At 37.9% G+C, this 20,986-nt stretch carries 24 protein-coding genes and 2 pseudogenes; 21 read left to right on the top strand and 5 right to left on the bottom strand.

Annotated features, from left to right (window positions below; all coding sequences use genetic code 11):
• Window position 1: 1 nt before the first annotated feature.
• The 12 genes and pseudogenes from EV693_RS07330 (at window position 2) to EV693_RS09785 (ending at window position 9,139) form a co-directional block, all read left to right on the top strand.
• Window positions 2-1,234, top strand: coding sequence for an NADH:ubiquinone reductase (Na(+)-transporting) subunit B (locus tag EV693_RS07330; protein ID WP_132501716.1), 1,233 nt, complete (start codon window positions 2-4; stop codon window positions 1,232-1,234).
• Entirely contained in the window at window positions 1,227-2,006 is a 780-nt protein-coding gene (locus EV693_RS07325; RefSeq protein ID WP_132501715.1) for a Na(+)-translocating NADH-quinone reductase subunit C, read from the top strand. Before EV693_RS07330 ends, EV693_RS07325 begins: the two co-directional genes overlap by 8 nt.
• Window positions 2,006-2,626 (top strand): NADH:ubiquinone reductase (Na(+)-transporting) subunit D, encoded by a 621-nt coding sequence (locus EV693_RS07320; protein WP_132501714.1) that lies wholly within the window; start codon window positions 2,006-2,008, stop codon window positions 2,624-2,626. The genes EV693_RS07325 and EV693_RS07320 overlap by 1 nt, the downstream gene beginning before the upstream one ends.
• Window positions 2,627-2,629: 3 nt before the next feature.
• Window positions 2,630-3,226, top strand: coding sequence for an NADH:ubiquinone reductase (Na(+)-transporting) subunit E (gene nqrE / locus EV693_RS07315; RefSeq protein ID WP_132501713.1), 597 nt, complete (start codon window positions 2,630-2,632; stop codon window positions 3,224-3,226).
• Between the two features lie 12 nt (window positions 3,227-3,238).
• Window positions 3,239-4,471, top strand: a complete 1,233-nt coding sequence (gene nqrF, locus EV693_RS07310) for an NADH:ubiquinone reductase (Na(+)-transporting) subunit F (RefSeq protein WP_132501712.1) — start codon at window positions 3,239-3,241, stop codon at window positions 4,469-4,471.
• 187 nt (window positions 4,472-4,658) lie between these two features.
• Window positions 4,659-5,678: an FAD:protein FMN transferase gene (locus tag EV693_RS07305; protein WP_132501711.1), complete on the top strand. Its 1,020-nt coding sequence runs from the start codon at window positions 4,659-4,661 to the stop codon at window positions 5,676-5,678.
• 18 nt (window positions 5,679-5,696) lie between these two features.
• Window positions 5,697-5,942: a (Na+)-NQR maturation NqrM gene (nqrM, locus tag EV693_RS07300; RefSeq protein ID WP_132501710.1), complete on the top strand. Its 246-nt coding sequence runs from the start codon at window positions 5,697-5,699 to the stop codon at window positions 5,940-5,942.
• 92 nt (window positions 5,943-6,034) lie between these two features.
• Entirely contained in the window at window positions 6,035-7,198 is a 1,164-nt protein-coding gene (gene mnmA, locus EV693_RS07295; RefSeq protein WP_132501709.1) for a tRNA 2-thiouridine(34) synthase MnmA, read from the top strand.
• Window positions 7,199-7,283: 85 nt separating this feature from the next.
• Window positions 7,284-8,027 (top strand): annotated as a pseudogene (locus EV693_RS09660) (hypothetical protein); the annotation flags it as partial.
• 3 nt (window positions 8,028-8,030) lie between these two features.
• Window positions 8,031-8,666 carry a DNA methyltransferase gene (locus tag EV693_RS09540; RefSeq protein WP_207906492.1) on the top strand — a complete coding sequence of 212 codons (636 nt, stop codon included), beginning with the start codon at window positions 8,031-8,033 and terminating at the stop codon, window positions 8,664-8,666.
• Between the two features lie 72 nt (window positions 8,667-8,738).
• The gene (locus tag EV693_RS09535) at window positions 8,739-8,954 is read left to right on the top strand and encodes a hypothetical protein (RefSeq protein ID WP_207906491.1); all 216 of its coding nucleotides are present in this window, start codon (window positions 8,739-8,741) and stop codon (window positions 8,952-8,954) included.
• Window positions 8,876-9,139, top strand: a complete 264-nt coding sequence (locus EV693_RS09785; protein WP_207906495.1) for a DNA methyltransferase — start codon at window positions 8,876-8,878, stop codon at window positions 9,137-9,139. The genes EV693_RS09535 and EV693_RS09785 overlap by 79 nt, the downstream gene beginning before the upstream one ends.
• 308 nt (window positions 9,140-9,447) lie before the next feature.
• On the opposite strand, the gene EV693_RS09655 is transcribed toward EV693_RS09785, so the two are convergent.
• The 4 genes and pseudogenes from EV693_RS09655 to EV693_RS07270 all read right to left on the bottom strand — a co-directional run bounded on the left by EV693_RS09655 (window position 9,448) and on the right by EV693_RS07270 (window position 11,184).
• Window positions 9,448-9,726 carry a hypothetical protein gene (locus EV693_RS09655; RefSeq protein WP_243694589.1) on the bottom strand — a complete coding sequence of 93 codons (279 nt, stop codon included), beginning with the start codon at window positions 9,724-9,726 and terminating at the stop codon, window positions 9,448-9,450.
• Window positions 9,727-9,768: 42 nt separating this feature from the next.
• Window positions 9,769-9,861: pseudogene (locus EV693_RS09780) on the bottom strand (transposase-like zinc-binding domain-containing protein); the annotation flags it as partial.
• Window positions 9,862-10,002: 141 nt separating this feature from the next.
• A complete protein-coding gene (locus tag EV693_RS07275; protein ID WP_132501708.1) occupies window positions 10,003-10,620 on the bottom strand; it encodes a DUF417 family protein in 618 nt (205 codons plus the stop codon).
• 228 nt (window positions 10,621-10,848) lie between these two features.
• On the bottom strand, window positions 10,849-11,184 hold the full coding sequence (locus EV693_RS07270; RefSeq protein WP_132501707.1) for a carboxymuconolactone decarboxylase family protein: 336 nt from the start codon (window positions 11,182-11,184) through the stop codon (window positions 10,849-10,851).
• Window positions 11,185-11,282: 98 nt separating this feature from the next.
• Between EV693_RS07270 and EV693_RS07265 the strand changes: the two genes are divergently transcribed.
• The 7 genes from EV693_RS07265 to EV693_RS07235 all read left to right on the top strand — a co-directional run bounded on the left by EV693_RS07265 (window position 11,283) and on the right by EV693_RS07235 (window position 17,707).
• A complete protein-coding gene (locus EV693_RS07265) occupies window positions 11,283-12,236 on the top strand; it encodes an AraC family transcriptional regulator (protein ID WP_132501706.1) in 954 nt (317 codons plus the stop codon).
• 120 nt (window positions 12,237-12,356) lie between these two features.
• Window positions 12,357-14,027 (top strand): energy-dependent translational throttle protein EttA, encoded by a 1,671-nt coding sequence (ettA, locus tag EV693_RS07260; RefSeq protein WP_132501705.1) that lies wholly within the window; start codon window positions 12,357-12,359, stop codon window positions 14,025-14,027.
• 65 nt (window positions 14,028-14,092) lie between these two features.
• A complete protein-coding gene (gene grxD / locus EV693_RS07255) occupies window positions 14,093-14,419 on the top strand; it encodes a Grx4 family monothiol glutaredoxin (protein WP_132501704.1) in 327 nt (108 codons plus the stop codon).
• A gap of 76 nt (window positions 14,420-14,495) precedes the next feature.
• Window positions 14,496-15,056: an oligoribonuclease gene (gene orn / locus EV693_RS07250; protein WP_132501703.1), complete on the top strand. Its 561-nt coding sequence runs from the start codon at window positions 14,496-14,498 to the stop codon at window positions 15,054-15,056.
• Window positions 15,053-15,526: a tRNA (adenosine(37)-N6)-threonylcarbamoyltransferase complex ATPase subunit type 1 TsaE gene (tsaE, locus tag EV693_RS07245; RefSeq protein ID WP_132501702.1), complete on the top strand. Its 474-nt coding sequence runs from the start codon at window positions 15,053-15,055 to the stop codon at window positions 15,524-15,526. The genes orn and tsaE overlap by 4 nt, the downstream gene beginning before the upstream one ends.
• 34 nt (window positions 15,527-15,560) lie before the next feature.
• The gene (locus EV693_RS07240; protein WP_132501701.1) at window positions 15,561-16,604 is read left to right on the top strand and encodes an N-acetylmuramoyl-L-alanine amidase; all 1,044 of its coding nucleotides are present in this window, start codon (window positions 15,561-15,563) and stop codon (window positions 16,602-16,604) included.
• Window positions 16,605-16,633: 29 nt separating this feature from the next.
• Window positions 16,634-17,707: an AI-2E family transporter gene (locus tag EV693_RS07235; RefSeq protein ID WP_132501700.1), complete on the top strand. Its 1,074-nt coding sequence runs from the start codon at window positions 16,634-16,636 to the stop codon at window positions 17,705-17,707.
• Between the two features lie 82 nt (window positions 17,708-17,789).
• On the opposite strand, the gene EV693_RS07230 is transcribed toward EV693_RS07235, so the two are convergent.
• On the bottom strand, window positions 17,790-18,737 hold the full coding sequence (locus tag EV693_RS07230; RefSeq protein WP_132501699.1) for a 2-hydroxyacid dehydrogenase: 948 nt from the start codon (window positions 18,735-18,737) through the stop codon (window positions 17,790-17,792).
• Between the two features lie 228 nt (window positions 18,738-18,965).
• On the opposite strand from EV693_RS07230, the gene EV693_RS07225 reads away from it, so the two are divergent.
• Together EV693_RS07225 and EV693_RS07220 are read left to right on the top strand one after the other, a co-directional pair.
• Window positions 18,966-19,811, top strand: a complete 846-nt coding sequence (locus EV693_RS07225; RefSeq protein WP_132501698.1) for a DUF72 domain-containing protein — start codon at window positions 18,966-18,968, stop codon at window positions 19,809-19,811.
• A gap of 330 nt (window positions 19,812-20,141) precedes the next feature.
• On the top strand, window positions 20,142-20,986 hold an 845-nt coding region (locus EV693_RS07220; RefSeq protein ID WP_132501697.1), incomplete at its 3' end, for a hypothetical protein.

The raw sequence follows: 20,986 nt of genomic DNA, 5'->3' as shown, positions 1-20,986 counted from the left end.
AATGGCGTTGAAAAAACTTTTCCATAAAATGGAGCCTGCCTTCCATAAAGGTGGGAAATTCGAGAAGTGGTACACGCTCTTTGAGGCAACTTATACCATTTTCTATACCAATGGTACAGTAACGAAAAAAGGCACGCACGTTCGTGATGCGATTGACTCTAAGCGTATGATGATTATCGTGTGGCTTGCACTTTTTCCTGCGATGTTTTACGGTATGTATAATGCAGGTCATCAGGCTGTTCAAGCGGTTGGATTTATGCAAAACCTAGCAGAGCTAGTCGCTAATGATTGGCACTATTCTCTTGCACAGGCATTAGGCGTGGACTTAAGTGCAGATGCAGGCATAGGCAGTAAAATGTTGCTTGGTGCACTATTCTTTTTACCTATCTATGCAGTGGCATTTGGTGTAGGTGGCTTTTGGGAAGTCGTTTTTGCGATGGTGCGTAAACACGAGATTAATGAAGGTTTCTTTGTTACCTCTATTTTATTTGCTTTGATCGTACCTCCGACATTGCCATTATGGCAAGCGGCACTTGGGATCACTTTCGGAGTGGTAGTTGCAAAAGAAGTGTTTGGCGGTGTGGGTAAAAACTTTATGAACCCAGCACTTGCAGGGCGTGCATTTTTATTTTTTGCCTATCCAGCACAAATCTCAGGTGATTTAGTATGGACTGCGGCAGACGGTTTTTCTGGAGCAACAGCACTTTCTCAATGGAGTGTAGGTGGTGAGGCTGCATTAAAACACGTTGCCACAGGGGACACGATTACTTGGCTAGATGCATTCATTGGGAATATCCCTGGTTCTATGGGGGAGGTTTCTACACTTGCGTTATTAATCGGAGCGGCAATTATTGTGTTTGCTCGTATTGCTTCTTGGCGAATTATTGCTGGTGTAATGATTGGTATGGCAGCGACCGCAACTCTATTCAACCTGATTGGCTCTGAAACCAATGCGATGTTCTCTATGCCTTGGCATTGGCACTTAGTGCTGGGTGGTTTCGCAATCGGTATGTTCTTTATGGCAACTGACCCTGTTTCTGCAGCATTTACCAATAAAGGTAAATGGTGGTACGGGATTTTAATTGGTGTGATGTGTGTGCTTATTCGTACCGTAAATCCAGCTTACCCAGAGGGTATGATGTTAGCAATTCTCTTTGCTAACTTGTTTGCTCCATTATTTGACTACCTTGTGGTTCAAGCAAATATTAAACGTCGGAGAATTCGCAATGTCTAAATTTAATAAAGATGGTGTGGGCGGTACGCTTACAATTGTGGTTCTGTTAAGCCTAGTCTGTGCGATCATTGTGGCAGGTTCTGCGGTCTTGTTAAAAGACGCTCAAGAAGAACAAAAAGCTCTAGATAAGCAGAAAAACATTCTCAGCGTAGCGGGCTTATTAAAGGCAGATACGAAAAACAGTGAAGTGCAGGAATTATTCACAAAAAACATTGAAGCAAAAATTGTTGATTTAGCCAGTGGTGAATACGTTGATGGAATTACAAATTTTGATGCAAAAGTGGCCGTTAAAGATCCTGCACAAAGTGTTGTGATCAATCCTGCTGATGATAAGGCCAATTTAAGAGTTCGTGCTAAATATGCGGAAGTTTATTTAGTAAAAGATGTAAATGGTCAAGTGAATCAAGTTGTTTTACCATTTTACGGTACGGGCTTATGGTCGGTGATGTATGGTTTCGTTTCAGTAGAAACTGATGCAAATACAATTAGAGGCATTACTTACTATGAACAGGGTGAGACTCCAGGGCTAGGCGGTGAAATCGAGAACAAAAGATGGCAACAGAACTTTGTCGGTAAGAAATTGCAGAACGCACAAGGTGAGTCGGCAATACGCATCGCAAAAGGGGCTTCAGCAGATAAAGATCACGGTATTGACGGATTATCTGGTGCGACATTGACCTCAAATGGTGTTGATGGCTCGTTCAAATATTGGTTCGGGCAAAATGGCTTTGGTCCATATTTAACGAAACTTAAAGCAGCAGGAGTAAACTAATGGCTAGCAATTTAAAAAAATTATTGTTATCGCCAGTGGTAGATAACAATCCAATCGCATTGCAAATTTTAGGTATTTGTTCAGCACTTGCAGTAACCACAAAATTGGAAACTGCAGTGGTGATGGCGATTGCGGTAAGTTTTGTTACGGCATTCTCAAGTTTTTTTATTTCTTGTATTCGTAACTATATTCCAAATAGTATTCGTATTATTGTGCAAATGGCAATCATTGCTTCGCTTGTAATTTTGGTTGATCAAATTTTACGAGCTTATGCATATGGTCTGTCTAAACAACTTTCTGTTTTTGTGGGGCTGATTATCACCAACTGTATCGTGATGGGACGTGCAGAAGCTTTCGCAATGAAATCTACACCAGTAGAAAGTTTTGTTGATGGTATCGGTAACGGTTTAGGTTATGGTGCAATCTTAGTTGTGGTCGCATTCCTGCGTGAATTGATCGGTTCAGGTAAACTTTTTGGTGTTACTATCCTCCAAACGATTCAAGATGGCGGCTGGTATCAAGCAAATGGTTTATTCCTTCTTGCACCGAGTGCGTTCTTTATTATTGGTTTCATTATCTGGGGTGTCAGAACATGGAAACCAGAACAGGTGGAGAAATAGTCAATGGAGCATTACATTAGCCTATTCGTAAAATCCGTCTTTATCGAAAATATGGCACTTTCCTTCTTTCTTGGAATGTGTACATTCCTTGCTGTGTCTAAGAAAGTTTCGACAGCATTCGGTTTGGGTATTGCGGTCGTTGTTGTACTTGGTATTGCTGTGCCAGCCAATCAGTTGGTGTACGCTAATATACTTAAAGAAGGTGCGATCATTGAAGGTGTGGATTTGACCTTCCTTAATTTCATTACGTTCATTGGTGTGATTGCAGCACTGGTACAAATTTTAGAGATGATTTTGGATAAGTTTTTCCCTGCACTTTATAGTGCTTTAGGCATCTTCTTACCACTTATCACTGTAAACTGTGCAATTTTTGGTGGGGTATCATTTATGGTGCAACGTGATTATAACTTTGCTGAATCTGCAGTTTATGGTTTAGGTGCAGGTGTCGGTTGGATGTTAGCGATCGTGGCACTGGCGGGTTTAACCGAGAAAATGAAATATTCTGACGTGCCTGCAGGATTGCGTGGTTTAGGGATTACCTTCATCACAGCAGGTTTAATGGCACTTGGCTTTATGTCTTTCTCAGGCATTCAATTATAAGGAGAATATCGAATGGATAATTTTATTTTCGGTATAGTAGTATTTACTGCCCTTGTACTAGTGCTTGCAGTATTGATCCTTGTGGCAAAATCAAAGTTAGTGGATTCTGGTGATATCACTATCTCTATTAATGATGATCCAGAAAAAGCAATTACCTTACCAGCAGGTGGTAAATTACTTGGTGCATTAGCAGGCAAAGGTATTTTTGTATCTTCTGCTTGTGGTGGCGGTGGCTCTTGCGGTCAATGTCTTGTGAAAGTCAAAAGTGGTGGTGGAGAAATTCTACCAACCGAGCTTTCTCATATTACCAAACGTGAAGCGAAAGAGGGTTATCGTTTAGCTTGTCAGGTGAATGTAAAAAGTTCAATGGACGTAGAATTGCCAGAAGAAATTTTTGGTGTCAAAAAATGGCAATGTACCGTTATTTCTAATGATAACAAAGCGACATTCATTAAAGAACTTAAATTGGCAATTCCAGAAGGGGAAGAAGTACCTTTCCGTGCTGGCGGCTATATTCAAATCGAGGCACCTGCACACACTGTTCGCTACGAGGACTACAAGCCATTAATTGATGAAGAATATCACGAAGATTGGAATAAATTTAATCTTTGGCGTTATGTTTCTAAAGTTGATGAGCCAATTATTCGTGCTTATTCAATGGCGTCATACCCTGAAGAAAAAGGGATCATTATGCTAAACGTGCGTATTGCAACGCCACCGCCAAATAATCCAGACGTTCCACCAGGACAGATGTCATCTTATATTTGGTCGCTTAAGGCTGGTGATAAAGTTACGATTTCTGGACCATTTGGAGAATTCTTTGCTAAAGACACTGATGCTGAAATGGTGTTTGTTGGTGGAGGGGCAGGTATGGCACCAATGCGTTCACACATTTTTGATCAACTTAAACGCTTAAAATCTAAACGTAAAATGAGTTTTTGGTATGGTGCTCGTTCTAAACGTGAGATGTTCTATGTGGAAGATTTTGACGGATTAGCAGCGGAAAATGACAACTTTGTATGGCATGTTGCACTTTCTGATCCACAGCCAGGTGATAATTGGGACGGTTACACAGGGTTTATCCATAATGTGCTTTATGAGAATTATCTCAAAAATCACGAAGCACCAGAGGATTGTGAATACTATATGTGTGGACCACCAATTATGAATGCCTCTGTCATTAAAATGTTAAAAGATTTAGGCGTTGAAGACGAAAATATCTTGTTAGATGATTTCGGTGGTTAAATAGTTTAGCTATTATTTGTATAAGCGGTCAAATTCTACGAAATTTTTGTAAAATTTGACTGCTTTTATTGGTTTGGAGTTAGAGTAGGATCTAATCACAACATTCAACTCTTTTTCCTTGCCAAGCTATTTTATAACCGCTAAGATCCCTCCCCAATTCACTTTTTCATGTTCGGATATACATAAAATGAAAAAAATCTGTTTACTCATCGTTACACTCTTTGCTTTAGCTGCTTGCGAAAAAGAGCCAGAACAAATTTCCTTGTCTGGTAAAACAATGGGGACAACTTACCATGTTAAATATATTGATGATGGAAACAGTGCTGATTTACCAAAGCCTGAAGAGGTAAAAGAGGCACTTGATAAAGTTCTGAAACAAGTTAATGATGAGATGTCCACATACCAAAAAGACTCTCAAATTAGCCGTTTCAATGTAATGCAAGAGGCAGATAAATTCATCAATATTTCTGCGGATTTCGCAAAGGTATTGAATGAAGCAATACGTTTAAATAAAGTAACGGAAGGGGCGCTTGACGTAACAATTGGTCAGTTAGTGAATTTGTGGGGATTTGGGCCTGATAAACGTATGAATAAGGTACCTTCCGAAGAGCAAATTGCTGAACGAGCTAAGACTGTTGGGATTGATAAGATTCAATTAAATGGAAATAAATTAAGTAAAAAAGTGGCGAACCTGTATTTAGATTTATCTTCAATTGCCAAAGGATTTGGCGTTGATAAATTGAGCGAGCAGTTAGAGCATTATGGTATTTCTCGATATATGGTTGAGATTGGTGGTGAGATTCGTGCAGAAGGCAAGAATTTACACGGTAGACCGTGGCAGATTGCAATTGAAAACCCTGAATTAGAACGTGGTGTGAGTGCAAAGATTGTTGTGCCTCTTGATGACTTCGGTATGGCAACTTCTGGCGACTACCGTAATTACTTTGAAGATGAACAAGGTCATCGTTTATCACACATTATTGATCCTAAGCAATACCGTCCAATCTCTCATAATTTAGCATCAATTACGGTTTTTGCACCGAGTGCAATGACTGCAGATGGTTTATCAACTGGACTGTTTGTTTTGGGAGCGGATAAAGCTTTGGAGATTGCAGAACGTGAGAAACTAGCCGTATTTTTGATTGTCAAGACCCCTGAGGGATTTGAAACAAAAATGTCTAGCGAATTAGAAAAATTATTGAAATAACCTATTGAGGAGAAGAATGTGGAAGTTATATTACTGACTTTTGGCTTGTTTGTGTTAGTTATTTTTATGATGTCGATAGGCTTTATTGTCAATCGCAAAACAATTAAAGGGAGCTGTGGTGGTATAAGTGCATTAGGTATGAAAAAAATGTGCGATTGTGAAGAACCTTGCGATAATTTGAAAGAAAAAATTGCAGAGGGAGTGGCAAATACTGAAGAGATAGCACACCTTTATAAGGTTCCGCAATTTTATGAAGTTAAATAACCAATAATCAATACTAACGGCGGATTTTCCGCCGTTTTATTTTTATTTATGTATAAATGTACTTCGCTTTAACCGAAGTCACGGGATAATTTATGACAACTCAAATTACTTCAAAAACTTACGATCAACATTTCCCTAGGCTCACTACTGAACAATTGGCTGAAAATAGCAACAAAAAAGTTATTGTCGGAATGTCTGGTGGGGTTGATTCATCAGTTTCTGCTTTTATTTTGCAACAACAAGGCTACCAAGTTGAGGGGTTGTTTATGAAGAATTGGGAAGAAGATGATGATACAGATTACTGTACAGCAGCGGCAGATCTCGCTGATGCACAAGCTGTGGCAGATAAACTTAAAGTGAGATTACATAAAATTAATTTTTCAGCTGAATATTGGGATAATGTGTTTGAGCATTTTTTGAGTGAATATAAGGCAGGACGTACGCCAAACCCAGATATTTTGTGTAATAAAGAAATTAAATTTAAAGCCTTTTTAGAGTATGCGAGAGAAGATTTGGATGCAGATTATATTGCAACAGGGCATTATGTTCGCCGAAGTACAGCAAATAATAATACACAATTGCTAAGAGGCTTGGATACAAATAAAGATCAGAGTTATTTTCTTTACACTTTAAGTCATCAACAGATTGCACAAAGTTTGTTTCCTGTTGGTGATCTTGAAAAGCCAATCGTGCGTGCAATAGCTGATGATCTAGGGTTAATTACTGCAAATAAAAAGGATTCCACAGGCATTTGCTTTATTGGTGAGCGTAAGTTTAAAGATTTCTTAGCTCGTTTTCTTCCTGCACAACCTGGAGATATTCGTACCGTTGATGGGCAGCTTGTCGGTCGCCACCAAGGATTGATGTATCATACTCTAGGGCAGCGTAAAGGCTTGGGGATTGGCGGCGTGAGAGGATTAAGCGAAGAGCCTTTTTATGTGGTTGAAAAAGATTTAACCAATAATATTTTGGTCGTTGCACAAGGCTATGATAATTCTGCATTGCTTTCTAATGGATTGATTGCTACTCAATTAGATTGGGTTAATCGCCAACCTATGACTGAAAACACTCGCTGTACGGTGAAAACACGTTATCGACAAACAGATATTGCCTGTGAGATTCAACCGATCGATGATAAGACAATTCGAGTGTTATTTGATGAACCTCAAATTGCGGTTACACCAGGTCAGTCGGCAGTATTTTATCAGGAGGAAGTGTGCCTAGGCGGAGGCGTGATTGACGCTGTATTAAAGTAATAAAGTAAAAGATTTTATATGGAGATTAAAAGTGAACATTTGGACAATAAAAAGTATTGAGTTAGCAAGTTAGAGAAATTATTTAGATTTGCTTTATAAGGTTTATCCTATGTCAGTAAATTTGAGACGAGAAATAAATCATAGTACTCAAGAAAATATTAAAAACTATCTTCAAAGCGGAGATAAGACAAATCTTATTTTAACTTTACTAGAACAGGAAATGTTTCCAATTAAAGATTCTTATATTGCTTATTTAAAGAGAGATAGAGCAGCAATAGATAGAAATCCTAAAACTATCGATAGAATTTTTGGGATATTGGTAGATATGGGGTTTGATGAAATCATTGATAAAGCAACTGTACCGAAAGAAACAAATAGGCAAATTGGGCCTTTATTTAAGCGTTAGATCGATACTGGGGCATTGGGGGCTGAAATAACTACTGATAAAAATTATTTTCTAAATTTTAATGGCAATATTATTTTTAATGCTAGTGATAAGTCCATGAGCGATTTTGCCAAAGAATTTTTAGGCTATGGACATGATAAAGGGTTGGATTTCATTGCGAAATTTAATGATACATACATTATTGCTGAAACTAAGTTTCTCACAGATTTTGGTGGGCATCAAAATGCACAATTTAACGATGCAATTTCAACAATGAAATCGCAATTAAGTCAAACTGATAAAAAAGTGAAAGCGATATCAATTCTTGATGGGGTTCTGTATATTAATGGTAATCATAAAATGATGAAAGCATTATGCTCATTTGATGATAGCGAGGTTGTTATTTCTTCAGTTCTTTTAAGAGATTATTTATATCAGTTGTAAATTATGGAATTAATTTATTTAAATAAAAAAAGTACTAGCAAAATTTTAGATTTGTCAGTAAATTGCTATAAAAATTTAGCAATTAAAATTCCTAAAAGTAGAAACCTTTTTATTTTTGGTGATAACTTTAAAGCCTTATCGGTCCTCTTAGGAGATGGTTTAAAGGGGACTGTAGATTTAATTTATATTGATCCACCTTATAACACAAATCAAGTTTTCACTGTTTCAAATAATGCTAGAGTAAGCACTATAAGTCGGACAAAAGATGAAAATGCTATGATTGCATACGATGATAATTTTACAATAGCAGAATACTTAGAGTTCATCAGGGAAAGACTAATTTTAATGAGAGAATTGCTTTCTGAAGAAGGTTCTATTTATGTTCATATAGATAATAAAATGGGGCATTATTTAAAATTAATTCTAGATGAAATTTTTGGTATTGATAATTTCATTAATGATGTTTCACGAATCAAGTCTAACCCTAAAAATTTCAGTCGTAGAGCTTATGGAAATGAGAAAGATATGGTGCTTTTTTACGCAAAGAACTATAGGAAGAATATTTTTAATAATATAACAACTCCCTTATCAGAAAGTGAAAAAGTCGAAATGTTTAAAAAAATTGATAAAGATGGGTGAAGATATAATACTGTACCTGTTCACGCTCCTGGTGAGACATTATGTGGGGATACAGGAAAAGAATGGAAAGGAATGCGTCCACCAGCAGGTAGGCATTGGCGAGTTGCTCCAGTGGAGCTTGATCAACTAGATGAAAAAGGTCTCATTGAATGGTCAAAAAATGGTGTTCCACGCATAAAAAAATTTGCAGATGAACATAAAGGAAAAAAATTCAAGATATTTGGAATTTTAAAGATCCAATATATCCAACGTATCCGACAGAAAAAAATGCATCAATGCTTGAAATGATTATATCTCAATCATCGAATGTTAATTCTATCGTGATGGATTGTTTTGCAGGAAGTGGATCTACCTTAAAAATGGCTGAGAAATTGGGTCGAAAATGGATTGGAGTTGATATTTCTCCTGTTTCTCTCAGCGTTGTACAAGAAAATCTAAAGACTGTAGATTTTCAACTAGTAAGAATTATTTAAGGTAACAAGTAGTTTGAATATTTTAAGTGGTTAGTGTTCGGTGGTTTTACTTTATTTTATAATCGGCATATAGGAAAAATAGTTGGTAATTATGATTTTGGGTGATCTTTATCAACTTTTTTATTTAAAAAATCCCTTATAAATAATATTTTATGCACTCTTGTTAGACCACTATAAGGACGTAAATTTAAAAAAACTTAGTGTTTTATTTTCCAATTAAATTGGCACATTTGCGTTGAGGTATTCATTAAATCTTTCAATAACCCTCGTCTACCATCACAGGTAATTGATTGAATTATATAGCCTTTTTACCTTAAATAATTTATCACTTTCTTGTAATACATATCTTTTTCTGTTTTCACAATTTGGTGATAAACCACCTTGGTTGAAAGGCTATCAATAAATACCATCACACCAAAATCACGATGAAAGAAAGTCGTATCAATAATTAAGTTTAAATACTTATTTTGAGAGGGATTTAATAAGGCTTTAGGGGATTTTTCTAAATATCGTTGAATAGTTCTGACTGAACAATGGTATTTATCTGCTAATTGCTGATATGTTTGTTTTCCAGCGGAATAATCCAACCAAATATCGACAGGATTTAATTTCGTTTTGAGGGTAAATACTTTATTACACGCTAAACATTTATAGCGTTGATGCTTATTTTTAAAGCCATACTTTTGTGTTTTCGAAGGTTGGCAAAAAGGACAAGTTTTTATTCATATTTCAAAAAGGTAGGTTAAAGCCTTGTACTATAAGGATTTAACCCACTTTTTGCCAACTTTTTTGTCTACCATGCCAAAATTTTTGCAATATTTGACCGTTTAATCATTGTTTTTGTTTTCTTACATATTTTAAAATTATCTTCTTGCAAGAATTCGACTTGCACATTCCGCAGCAGCGACTAAGCCTCCTGCCATCATAATGATGTCTTTAATAACTAAACGCCCTGCAGCAGATAAGTAAGGGAAACCGTGACTTGGTGTTGGCAGGTCGCCACCTAAATTGGGTACCCACGTCTCAGGGGTAAATATTAAAAATGAGAGTGTGACAATCGACATTCCAAATGTTAATAGCCCGCCAGCCATACCGAGTGTTGGTGCCCAAATTCCAGCGACAGTCAGTAATCCGATGGTTACAATCATTGCACCGATGATGTAAGAAGCAGTGTACGTACCGTTTTCTTTATGCCAGTCAATGTTTTTCTGTACCATTTTACCCTCAGGATTTTTGTAGAGAGTGTACTCTTTTACCATTTCGCCTTTTTCATTTTGAACTAAGTTAGGTCCTTTTTTGTATAGAAAACTTAAGAATGGGTTGTTTGAAACGAAGTGTGCGATCCCATCAGCTTCATATTGACACACTTTAAGTCCACCAATCCAAACCATTACAATACAGATGGCAATACGTACAAAGTTGATAAATTGTCGTTGCATTGGGGCAACAATACCTGCGATAAATCTGATAAGATTTTGCATAAATGCTCCTTAATGAGAATTAATAGTAAAAAAACAACCAAATTTTAGCAGGTTTTGCTTTAATCTGATTGTTTTTTATTAGTTATTTTGATTTAAATCAAACTAGATTATTTTCTTAAGGTACTTTTAACTCCCCTTGGGGAAACTAACCTTCCTAAGACGATTTGTATTCTTAGGACAACTGGCTTCTCCTTCAGAACAAATGTGTTGTTTAAATCTTTTTTACTCTTATTTTTGAGCATCGACGGCTTCTAATGCACGCAATGCATAAGTATAAGCAGCACCTGCATTGAGAGAGATAGCAGTTGCTAATGCACCCGCAATTTCGCTTTCCGTTGCTCCTGCTTTTGCTGCAGCCTCTGCGTGTACGCTTAGGCAACTTTCACAGCGAGTGGTAATTGCAACAGCTAGGGCGATGAGTTCACGAGTTTTTAAATCAAGTGCTTCAGCCGCTGCAGCTTGCCCTAATGATTGATAAGCTTCTAACATTTTAGGGTGTTTTTTACCTAATTCGCCGAAAGATTTTTTAACGTGTGCCGTGTGGGCATTCCAATCTTGAAACATTTTTTAATCTCCTTGTGGTTTTTTGAATATTCTTGTGTATTATCGCAATAATTTAGTGGTAAATATCGTCAAATCATCTCAAGAGGTCGTCAAAAAATATGGATATTTTAGATAAGCTCATTGCACTTGCACAAATTCGAGGAGCAATTAATGTGAAATGCCAGTTTAAAAATGATTGGTTTGTACATCACTCGAAGAAGGAATCAAGAGGTATTGCACATCTTGTTGTTGCAGGTTCTGGTTATGTGAAGGTAAAAGAAATGGTGTTGCAAATTACACGGGGAGATATTCTTTTTTTTCCGTATGCTGATGAACACATTTTGAGTAGTTGTCGCCTGTGTGATAACCAGCACGATGTTGTGCAGAGTGAAGAATATGGTGAATTTGTTTTTAAAGTACAAGGACCTCCTTCTTTGCTTAGCCTTTCGGCACAAAATCCTAACCAAATTCATCTTTTTTGTGCTAATTTTTTTTACGATTCTTCAGCTGAATTAATTGCTAATCTCCCGAGTATTATTCACGTTCGTCCTGATGCCGCACAGTTAGAGCCTCTTATCTATTTATTGGAAAATGAAACGAAACACTTTGCATTAGGTTCAGCAGGGGTAATTAATTCGCTTTCCCAAATGTTGTTGGTACTCATTTTGCGGGAATTTCTAAGTGATAAAACGAATTTGGCTGATTCTAGCCTTTTTAAGGGCTGGTATGATGTGAGGCTGCGGACGTTAATTGAACAAATTTTACTTGAACCTGAAAAAGTGTGGTCAATTGAGGTAATGTGTCAGCAGAGCCATTTGTCTAGAGCACAGTTTATGAGGCTATTTAAACAGCAAATAGGTCGCAGCCCACACGCATTTGTGCATAAAATTCGGTTGCAAAAAGCGGCAATGTTACTTAAGCAAACTTCTCACTCCGTGCTGACTATTAGTCTTTCTTGCGGTTTTTTGTCAGAAACTCATTTTGGTAAGGCCTTTAAAAGACAGTATGGTGTAACGCCAAGTGAATACCGAAAATCTGAACCACATCAAACAATAGACGGTATCAGCCAGTAAACTGCAGAAAATAAAGATAATCTTGCAAAAATTTGCAAGTATTTGACCGCTCGTTGAGCTATATTTCAGCGTGAATTTCAAGTACAATGAACCAAATTTTATGAGTAGAACGAGGATAAAATGTCTCAACAATTTGTTTATACGATGCACCGAGTTGGCAAGATTGTGCCACCAAAGCGTCATATCTTGAAAGATATTTCATTAAGTTTTTTCCCAGGTGCGAAAATTGGGGTGCTTGGCTTAAATGGTGCGGGTAAATCTACCTTGCTCAGAATTATGGCAGGTGTTGATAAAGAATTTGAGGGGGAAGCACGCCCTCAACCAGGAATTAAGATCGGTTATTTGCCGCAAGAACCAAAACTTGATCCAGAACAGACTGTGCGTGAAGCAGTTGAAGAGGCGGTGGGAGAGGTGAAGAAAGCTCTGAATCGTTTAGATGAAGTGTATGCACTCTATGCTGATCCTGATGCAGATTTTGATAAACTTGCGGCAGAGCAAGCTAATCTTGAAGCGATTATTCAAGCACACGATGGGCATAATTTGGATAACCAGCTAGAGCGTGCTGCTGATGCGTTACGGTTACCCGATTGGGAAGCAAAAATTGCCCATTTATCTGGGGGAGAACGCCGCCGTGTTGCTCTTTGTCGCTTGCTGCTCGAAAAGCCTGATATGTTATTGTTAGATGAGCCTACAAACCATTTAGATGCAGAATCGGTGGCATGGCTAGAGCGTTTCTTACACGATTATGAAGGAACGGTTGTTGCAATTACCCACGACCGTTATTTCCTTGATAATGTCGCTGGCTGGATTTTAGAGCTTGACCGTGGCGAGGGTATTCCTTGGGAAGGGAATTATTCTTCTTGGTTAGAACAAAAAGAAAAGCGTCTTGCTCAAGAACAAGCTGCTGAATCTGCTCGCCAAAAATCCATTGAAAAAGAGTTAGAGTGGGTACGTCAAAATCCAAAAGGTCGCCAAGCAAAAAGTAAAGCTCGTATGGCTCGCTTTGAGGAATTGAATTCGGGTGAATACCAAAAACGTAATGAAACCAATGAATTATTTATTCCACCAGGTCCACGTTTGGGGGATAAGGTATTAGACGTGCAAAATCTGACTAAGTCTTATGGTGATCGAACCCTAATTGATGATTTATCTTTTAGTATTCCTAAAGGGGCAATTGTTGGGATTATTGGTGCGAATGGGGCTGGTAAGTCTACCTTATTCCGTATGCTCTCAGGACAAGAACAGCCTGATTCAGGCAGCATTACTTTGGGGGAAACGGTGGTACTTGCGTCTGTCGATCAGTTCCGTGATGAAATGGATAATAGCAAGACGGTTTGGGAAGAGGTCTCTGGTGGGCTAGATATTATGCGAATTGGTAACTTTGAGATCCCAAGTCGTGCTTATGTGGGACGTTTTAATTTCAAAGGTGTTGATCAGCAAAAACGAGTTGGGGAGCTGTCTGGTGGTGAGCGTGGTCGCTTACATCTTGCTAAATTACTCCAAGTTGGTGGAAACGTATTGTTATTAGATGAACCTACGAACGACCTTGATGTTGAAACATTGCGTGCATTAGAAAATGCTGTGCTGGAATTCCCAGGGTGTGCTTTAGTTATTTCGCACGACCGCTGGTTTTTAGATCGTATTGCGACCCATATTTTAGATTACGGCGATGAGGGTAAAGTAACCTTCTATGAGGGAAACTTCTCTGATTACGAAGAGTGGAAAAAGAAAACTTTGGGTGAGGCAGCCATTCAGCCGCACCGTATTAAATATAAAAGAATTGCGAAATAGCAACAAGCGGTTAAATTCCGTTAAAATTTTGCAACACAGGATAATTAAATAAACGAGGTAATTTTATGGAAACTATTGAAAAAATCCAAAAACAAATCAGTGAGAATCCGATTCTGCTCTATATGAAAGGCTCGCCAAAATTCCCATCTTGTGGATTTTCTGCTCGTGCGGTTGAAGCGGTGATTAACTGTCAAGTACCATTTGGTTATGTAGATATTTTGACCAATCCTGATATTCGTGCAGAAATGCCGAAATTTGCGAATTGGCCAACTTTCCCACAATTATGGGTAGAAGGTGAGTTAATTGGTGGTTGTGATATTGTATTAGAAATGGCACAGAAAGGTGAGTTACAAACGCTTTTAAAGCAAGTAGCTGAAAGACACCCAGCTTAATTTATGTTATCAAATTGCTCTATACTCTTATAGTTAGGTTAGGTATAGAGCATAATTTTTCAAATTAGAGAGAATAATGAGCCAGTTGGATAAACAGAATTTAATTTGGATTGATCTTGAAATGACGGGATTAGATCCGAAAAAAGAACGAATTATTGAAATTGCAACGATTGTTACGGATAAACATCTCAATATTCTCGCAGAAGGGCCTGTTTTGGCTATTTATCAATCTGATCAATTATTAGCAAAAATGAATGATTGGTGTGTGAAAACCCATACTAAAAATGGCTTAATCGAACGAGTGAAACAGAGTAAATTAACCGAGCGTGCCGCAGAATTGCAAACGCTGGATTTTCTTAAACGTTGGGTACCAAAAGGAGCCTCTCCGATTTGTGGTAACAGTATTGCACAAGATAAGCGTTTTTTATATGAATATATGCCTGATTTAGCTGATTATTTCCACTATCGTCATTTAGATGTGAGTACATTAAAAGAGCTTGTGAGCCGTTGGAAGCCTGAATTGTTGGAAAAGTTTATCAAGAAAAATAGCCATTTAGCTCTTGATGACATTAAGGAATCTATCGAAGAGTTAAAATTTTATCGAACACATTTTATTCAGCTAGATAGCACATTATGATAAAAGTTTTTGCTGAAAATGAAACGAAGTTGTTACAGCTTGGGCAGCATTTTGCTCAAGCCTGTCAAGCCTGCTTAGCGGAAATGCCTGATATTGGTCTAGTTGTTTATTTAAATGGAGAATTAGGGGCAGGCAAAACCACATTTACACGCCAAGTTGTACAAACGTTTGGACATCAAGGGAATGTAAAAAGTCCAACCTACACGTTAGTTGAAGAATATTTGTTACCTCCTTTTACGTTGTATCACTTTGATTTATATCGGCTGGCTGATCCTGAAGAACTTGAATTTATCGGTATTCGTGATTATTTTCGTCCTCAAACATTGTGTTTGTTGGAATGGGCAAGCCGTGGTGAAGGTGTTATTCCTGAAGCTGATATTATTATTCAGATTGATTATGCTCAAACAGGGCGTGATTTAGCATTAGAAGCCAATTCTAAAGATGGAAAAAGGTTGTTGCAAAAATTTTAACAGAACTGACTGCTTGAGAATGAAGAGTAAAGAGATGAAAAATAAATTATATCAATGCTTAATGGGTTTTATTTTTACCTTAATTTTTTTGCCTAGTTATGCCAAGATTGTGATTGCGATTGATGCAGGACACGGTGGTAAAGATCCTGGGGCAATTGGTAAGCATTTGGGTGTGAGAGAGAAAGATGTTACGCTATCCATTGCTAAGGAGCTGAAAGCCTTACTGGATAAAGATCCAAATTTTAAGGGCGTATTGACACGTCAAGGCGATTATTTTATTCCATTGGCACATCGCACAGAGATCGCTCGAAAAAACCGAGCAAATTATTTAGTTTCGATTCACGCAGACTCTTCGCCCAGTTCAGATAACCTAAGAGGTGTATCTGTATGGGTACTTTCAAATCGCAGAGCAAATGATGAATTAGGAAAATGGCTAGAGCGTCATGAGAAGCAATCTGAGCTACTTGGCGTTGGAGCTGTATTAGCAAGTGCAAATGAGCGTTACCTAAACCAAACCGTGCTGGATTTACAGTTTTCACATTCTCAACGAACAGGATACGAATTAGGTCGAACGATGCTAAGTGAGCTTGGAAAGATAACCGTATTAGCAAAACGAGTTCCACAACACGCCAGCTTAAGCGTATTACGTTCTCCTGATATTCCATCTATTTTAGTAGAGACAGGATTTTTATCGAATGTATCTGAAGAAAAAAAACTAGCAAGCCTTGCCTATCGGCGTCAAATTGCAAGAGCGATTTATCAAGGACTTATTGCGTATAAAAGAAAATATCCTATCGCCACGACGCCTAAAGTTGTAGCGAAAGGGAAAAAAGCCGAAAAAAACAAAAATGATGTAGCTCATCGTCAAGATAAAGGCTCAAAGAATAATAAAGTAAGCCAAATGAAGAATACACAAAATTCTTCAGTGAATTTAGATGCAACTTACCATTTAGTAAAAGAAAAAGAGACGCTCTATTCGATTGCAAAAATGTATAAAACAACACCAGATAAATTAATTAAGTTAAATAATATTAAGAATAATAAGATTATTGTTGGCACTAAGATAAAATTAAAATAGAAAGTATTTACTATAAATAAGGAAATTATATGAGAAGTTCATCTTCTATTTCTAAAATTATTATAACCTTTGCCGCATTAGTGATTGTATTGGCTGGCGTAAAAATGGCAGCAGAAATTATCATTCCATTTTTACTTTCACTTTTTATTGCAATTATTTGCTCTCCACTAATAAAGGTGATGACAGCTCGGAAAATTCCTCTTTGGCTAGCTATTACTATACTTTTTGTTCTTTTTGGAATGATATTTCTTTCTCTTGCAGGGATAATTAATAACGCAATCAATGAATTTAGACTCTCAATACCAGAGTATCGAGTTTTGCTATCTGAGCGTATTAATAACATTATTGATACATTAAAAAGGCTTAATATACCGATCTCTATTTCTAGAGATGCTATTTTAGAACAATTTGATCCAAATACTATTATGAGCTACATCAGTAGTATATTTCTAGGTTTTTCTGGTGCGATTACGAATATTTTTGTATTAGTTTTAATTGTCGTATTTATGTTATTTGAAGCGCCTACTGCTAAATATAAACTCTCTTTAGTACTAAGTGGGAAGCGAGAATTGAAAGAGTATGAAGATCTGGAAGCTGTGGTACATAATGAAAATAGCATTGATCGTGTGTTAGAAGGTGTTATTCAATATTTAGGTGTTAAAACAGTAGTAAGTTTAATGACGGGGATTTTGGTTTGGGTATTGCTAGAACTTATCGGAGTACAATACGCAATATTATGGGCAACATTAAGCTTCTTATTTAATTATATACCAAATATAGGATCAATCATTGCAGGTGTACCCATTGTGGTACAGGCATTACTACTCAACGGTTTCTCTATAGGTATTATCGCTGCGACAGGCATTATCGGCATCAATATGATCGTGGGAAATATCATTGAACCTAAAATGATGGGAAGAACATTAGGACTTTCCACGCTTGTCGTTTTCTTATCTCTTATATTCTGGGGGTGGTTACTGGGTACGGTAGGAATGTTGTTATCCGTACCATTGACTATGGTCATAAAAATCGCTTTAGAATCTAATCCCTCCACAACTCACTATGCAAACCTTCTTAGTGATAATACGGAAGTTAAAGGGTAAAGATCACGGATATCAAAGTTTGCTAATAATTTAAAATACATTATTAGCAAACTTTTAAAGCTATAATTTTTTCTAAAGGATTTTATTCACACCCCCTAACAAAATCTTCAATATTTTGTGCAACTTTATTGACTAAAGTGGTAACAGCAGAATCACTGGCCCAAGCGATGTGAGGGGTGAGTAGCAAATTAGGTAGCTGTTTTGCAGCTTGAATTAATGGATTATTCTTTTCGGGTGGCTCTTTTACTAGCACATCTAACGCTGCACCTGCAATTATGCCATTCTTTAATGCGTCTAATAATGCGTTTTCATCAACTAATGGACCTCGCCCTGTATTGATCAAATAAGCTGTGGGTTTCATTAATTTTAGACTGTCTGCATTAATTAGATTTTGTGTAGCTTCTGTGAGTGGGCAATGTAATGTGAGAATGTCTGCTTGCTTTAATACCTCTTCAAATGGTAAATAACCTTCACGAATGACTGTTGCCCCTTTGTGTTCTGCAAAAATAACCTGCATTCCAACCGCCTGTGCAAGTCGAGCCACTTCCGAACCTAAAGAGCCTTTACCGACAATACCTAATGTCGCACCTCGAATGTCTGTGATCGGATAATCAAAGTAACAGAATTGCCCACAAGTTGCCCAGCGGTCGCCGGTGATTTGCTCAAAATGATAGCTCATTAAACTATGTTTGAGAGAAAAGATCATACCCATAACGTGTTCTGGCACGGTTAGGCTGGAATAGCCAGTTACATTTTTCACGCAAATGCCCAATTCTTTCGCTGCCACTAAATCAACATTATTGGTGCCTGTTGCGGTAATGGCAATTAGCTTTAACTTTGGTAGTTTTTCCAATAATTCTCGTCCAAGCAATACTTTGCTGGTTACAATAATATCAGCGTCTTTTGCTCGCTCGTAGGTTTGTTGTGCGGAAGTTGAATGATATTCCACCCAGCTATGTGGAAAATTTGGACGAGGTATTGGGTGGTTTTCTGGGATTCCAGAACGGTCTAGAAATACAATATTGTACATACAGTCTCCCTAAGGTATGAGATGGATTTTAATGAATAAAAAATGCTAGCATAGTCAAACAGTCAGCAAGCGGTCGAATTGTAACAAAATTTTACAGATAAGATGATTTTCTCATCTGTAAAATTTTCAGTATTATGTCGCAATGACATAAATAGCGTGTTGGGTATATAACCCCCTCTATTTTGATAAATTCAGCGGCTTAAAATAGAACAACAAAGAGGCATTGGTTTGAACACAGGCTCTAAAATCTACATCGGCACAGGCGGATACAGCGACAGCGATTTGCTTGGCACACTGTATCCACACGGCACACCAAAAGCAGATTTTTTGCAAGTCTACAGCTGCCACTATGACACAGTGGAAATTAACAGCACATTTCACGCCCCACTTGGTCAAAAAGCCCTATCGGGTATGCTTAATAAAGCTGAAGGTAGGCTCAAATTTTCCCTAAAATTACACCAAGATTTTAGCCACACTCGCACCGCCACCGCCGAGCAAGCACGCCATTTTTTGCACGCATTACAGCCGCTCATTGAGCAAAACCGCCTTGCCAATTTGCTGGTGCAATTTCCACAATCCTTTGATCGGACGCCACCAAACCGCCGCCATCTTGCTAAAGTATGCCAGTGGTTTGCTGATGTTGATTTGGCGGTGGAGTTTCGTCACGCGAGCTGGCACACCCCACCTGTGTTTGAGGCATTTGCCAAATCGCCCAAGCTCATTTGGTGCAACGCCGATTTTGCCCCCAACATCGGACTGCCCACCTTTGACTTTCGCTGTTTTGGGCGAACCTCTTACCTGCGGTTGCACGGACGCAATCTCAATTGGCATCACGCCACCTCTGCTGCCGAACGCCACGACTACCGCTACACAGATGATGAACTATGCCAGCTTGCCGACACGCTTTATCACCGTCGAAGGGAGTTTGACACGCTCTATCTATACTTTCAAAACACCACCCACGCCCACTCGTTTTATAACATCAACACCCTCAAAAGCCATCTTAATGCCAGAGGATTTCAAGTCAAAACCACGACAGACAACCTTAGCGGCGAACAAGGGCGATTGTTTTAAAAAAAAGGGGGGGATTAAAGGGAGATTGCTTTAAAGGAGGACTGGTTTAAAGGGCGTTTGGTAGCGGTTGGAATATGGCAAAAATTTGCAATGGGTTTGTTTGCAAAAAACGATAAAATCCAACCGCTTGTTTTTTTTATTGAATTTCATATATTCCCCATACTGTGGTATTCGCACTGCTTTTCCTCTTTAGCTAAAACAAAAAATAAAATTTTTACCTATTTTGAGCATAGCCGCTTGACAAAATATGCGGGGGGGGGGGGATAATCCGTGGTTAAGTCGCTGTCTGTATTAGACAGCGTAATATTACTTAACTTGGAGAATAATGTTATGCAAAAATCTGTGTTTAGCTTAAAGAAGTCTGTTGTGGCTTTGGCTGTGTTGGGTGTGAGTGGTGTGGGGGTGGCTGATATTAATGAAGTTAAGATCCCCGATGATAGTATTTCAAAGTTGTCTAGGAATAGTTCCAAAAATTACAGTGAAGCAATGAAAAGGCAACTTGAAGATAATGTCAAAACAGAGTTTTCTCTCCGTATTTTGAATGGTTTTGCGGGGTTAGCTCACGATGGGGTTTATGCAAATGGTATCTATAAAGGTATTTCTACTACAAAACCTATGGTTTTAACCCAATCTAATTATATGTATAGTGCTTTTGTTTCCAAGTATGAAGATATTTTTTCTAAAATACAAAGAGGAGAAGTAATAGCTAAAGAAGTGAAAGGAAGTGGTATATTTAGTATCGAAGAGCTATCTAATAGAGAGAAAAAAATATTAGAAGAAAGAAAAAACTCCTTATTATCGCTGAATACCATGGCAATATTGGCTAAAGTTACAGATGTGAAACCCAAAGATGGTGCTCTTATTGCTTCTCTCGCTAACCAGTCTATTATCAATCAGAAGCTACAAGAACTGACGGTTGGTTCACATAAACAGTTAAAGCTAGACATTGACCGTTTGGACGATGTGGTGAAGGGACATAGGGAGGAGATTAATTGGTTGAAATCTGACCTAGAAGATGCGGTAATCGGTATTGAAGGGAACAGTAACCAAATTGCGGCAGTAAGCTATGATTTAGCGGACTTACAGTCAGAAGTAGAATACACAACCTCGACAATGCGAGAGGATATTGCAGAGGCTCATGAAGCGATTGTGTTACTGGATAGGGCAGATGAAAT

This window comes from Nicoletella semolina, assembly GCF_004345745.1.
In the GTDB taxonomy this organism is placed as follows: domain Bacteria; phylum Pseudomonadota; class Gammaproteobacteria; order Enterobacterales; family Pasteurellaceae; genus Nicoletella; species Nicoletella semolina.
This window is presented reverse-complemented; position numbering and strand designations above follow the sequence as displayed.

Excerpts from the sequence above, each read along its gene's own strand:
- EV693_RS07330 (WP_132501716.1), top strand. The coding sequence starts at position 2 with ATGGCGTTGAAAAAACTTTTCCATAAAATGGAGCCTGCCTTCCATAAA.
- EV693_RS07325 (WP_132501715.1), top strand. The coding sequence starts at position 1,227 with ATGTCTAAATTTAATAAAGATGGTGTGGGCGGTACGCTTACAATTGTG.
- EV693_RS07320 (WP_132501714.1), top strand. The coding sequence starts at position 2,006 with ATGGCTAGCAATTTAAAAAAATTATTGTTATCGCCAGTGGTAGATAAC.
- nqrE (WP_132501713.1), top strand. The coding sequence starts at position 2,630 with ATGGAGCATTACATTAGCCTATTCGTAAAATCCGTCTTTATCGAAAAT.
- nqrF (WP_132501712.1), top strand. The coding sequence starts at position 3,239 with ATGGATAATTTTATTTTCGGTATAGTAGTATTTACTGCCCTTGTACTA.
- EV693_RS07305 (WP_132501711.1), top strand. The coding sequence starts at position 4,659 with ATGAAAAAAATCTGTTTACTCATCGTTACACTCTTTGCTTTAGCTGCT.
- mnmA (WP_132501709.1), top strand. The coding sequence starts at position 6,035 with ATGACAACTCAAATTACTTCAAAAACTTACGATCAACATTTCCCTAGG.
- EV693_RS09540 (WP_207906492.1), top strand. The coding sequence starts at position 8,031 with ATGGAATTAATTTATTTAAATAAAAAAAGTACTAGCAAAATTTTAGAT.
- EV693_RS09535 (WP_207906491.1), top strand. The coding sequence starts at position 8,739 with ATGCGTCCACCAGCAGGTAGGCATTGGCGAGTTGCTCCAGTGGAGCTT.
- EV693_RS07275 (WP_132501708.1), bottom strand. The coding sequence starts at position 10,620 with ATGCAAAATCTTATCAGATTTATCGCAGGTATTGTTGCCCCAATGCAA.
- EV693_RS07270 (WP_132501707.1), bottom strand. The coding sequence starts at position 11,184 with ATGTTTCAAGATTGGAATGCCCACACGGCACACGTTAAAAAATCTTTC.
- EV693_RS07265 (WP_132501706.1), top strand. The coding sequence starts at position 11,283 with ATGGATATTTTAGATAAGCTCATTGCACTTGCACAAATTCGAGGAGCA.
- ettA (WP_132501705.1), top strand. The coding sequence starts at position 12,357 with ATGTCTCAACAATTTGTTTATACGATGCACCGAGTTGGCAAGATTGTG.
- grxD (WP_132501704.1), top strand. The coding sequence starts at position 14,093 with ATGGAAACTATTGAAAAAATCCAAAAACAAATCAGTGAGAATCCGATT.
- orn (WP_132501703.1), top strand. The coding sequence starts at position 14,496 with ATGAGCCAGTTGGATAAACAGAATTTAATTTGGATTGATCTTGAAATG.
- tsaE (WP_132501702.1), top strand. The coding sequence starts at position 15,053 with ATGATAAAAGTTTTTGCTGAAAATGAAACGAAGTTGTTACAGCTTGGG.
- EV693_RS07240 (WP_132501701.1), top strand. The coding sequence starts at position 15,561 with ATGAAAAATAAATTATATCAATGCTTAATGGGTTTTATTTTTACCTTA.
- EV693_RS07235 (WP_132501700.1), top strand. The coding sequence starts at position 16,634 with ATGAGAAGTTCATCTTCTATTTCTAAAATTATTATAACCTTTGCCGCA.
- EV693_RS07230 (WP_132501699.1), bottom strand. The coding sequence starts at position 18,737 with ATGTACAATATTGTATTTCTAGACCGTTCTGGAATCCCAGAAAACCAC.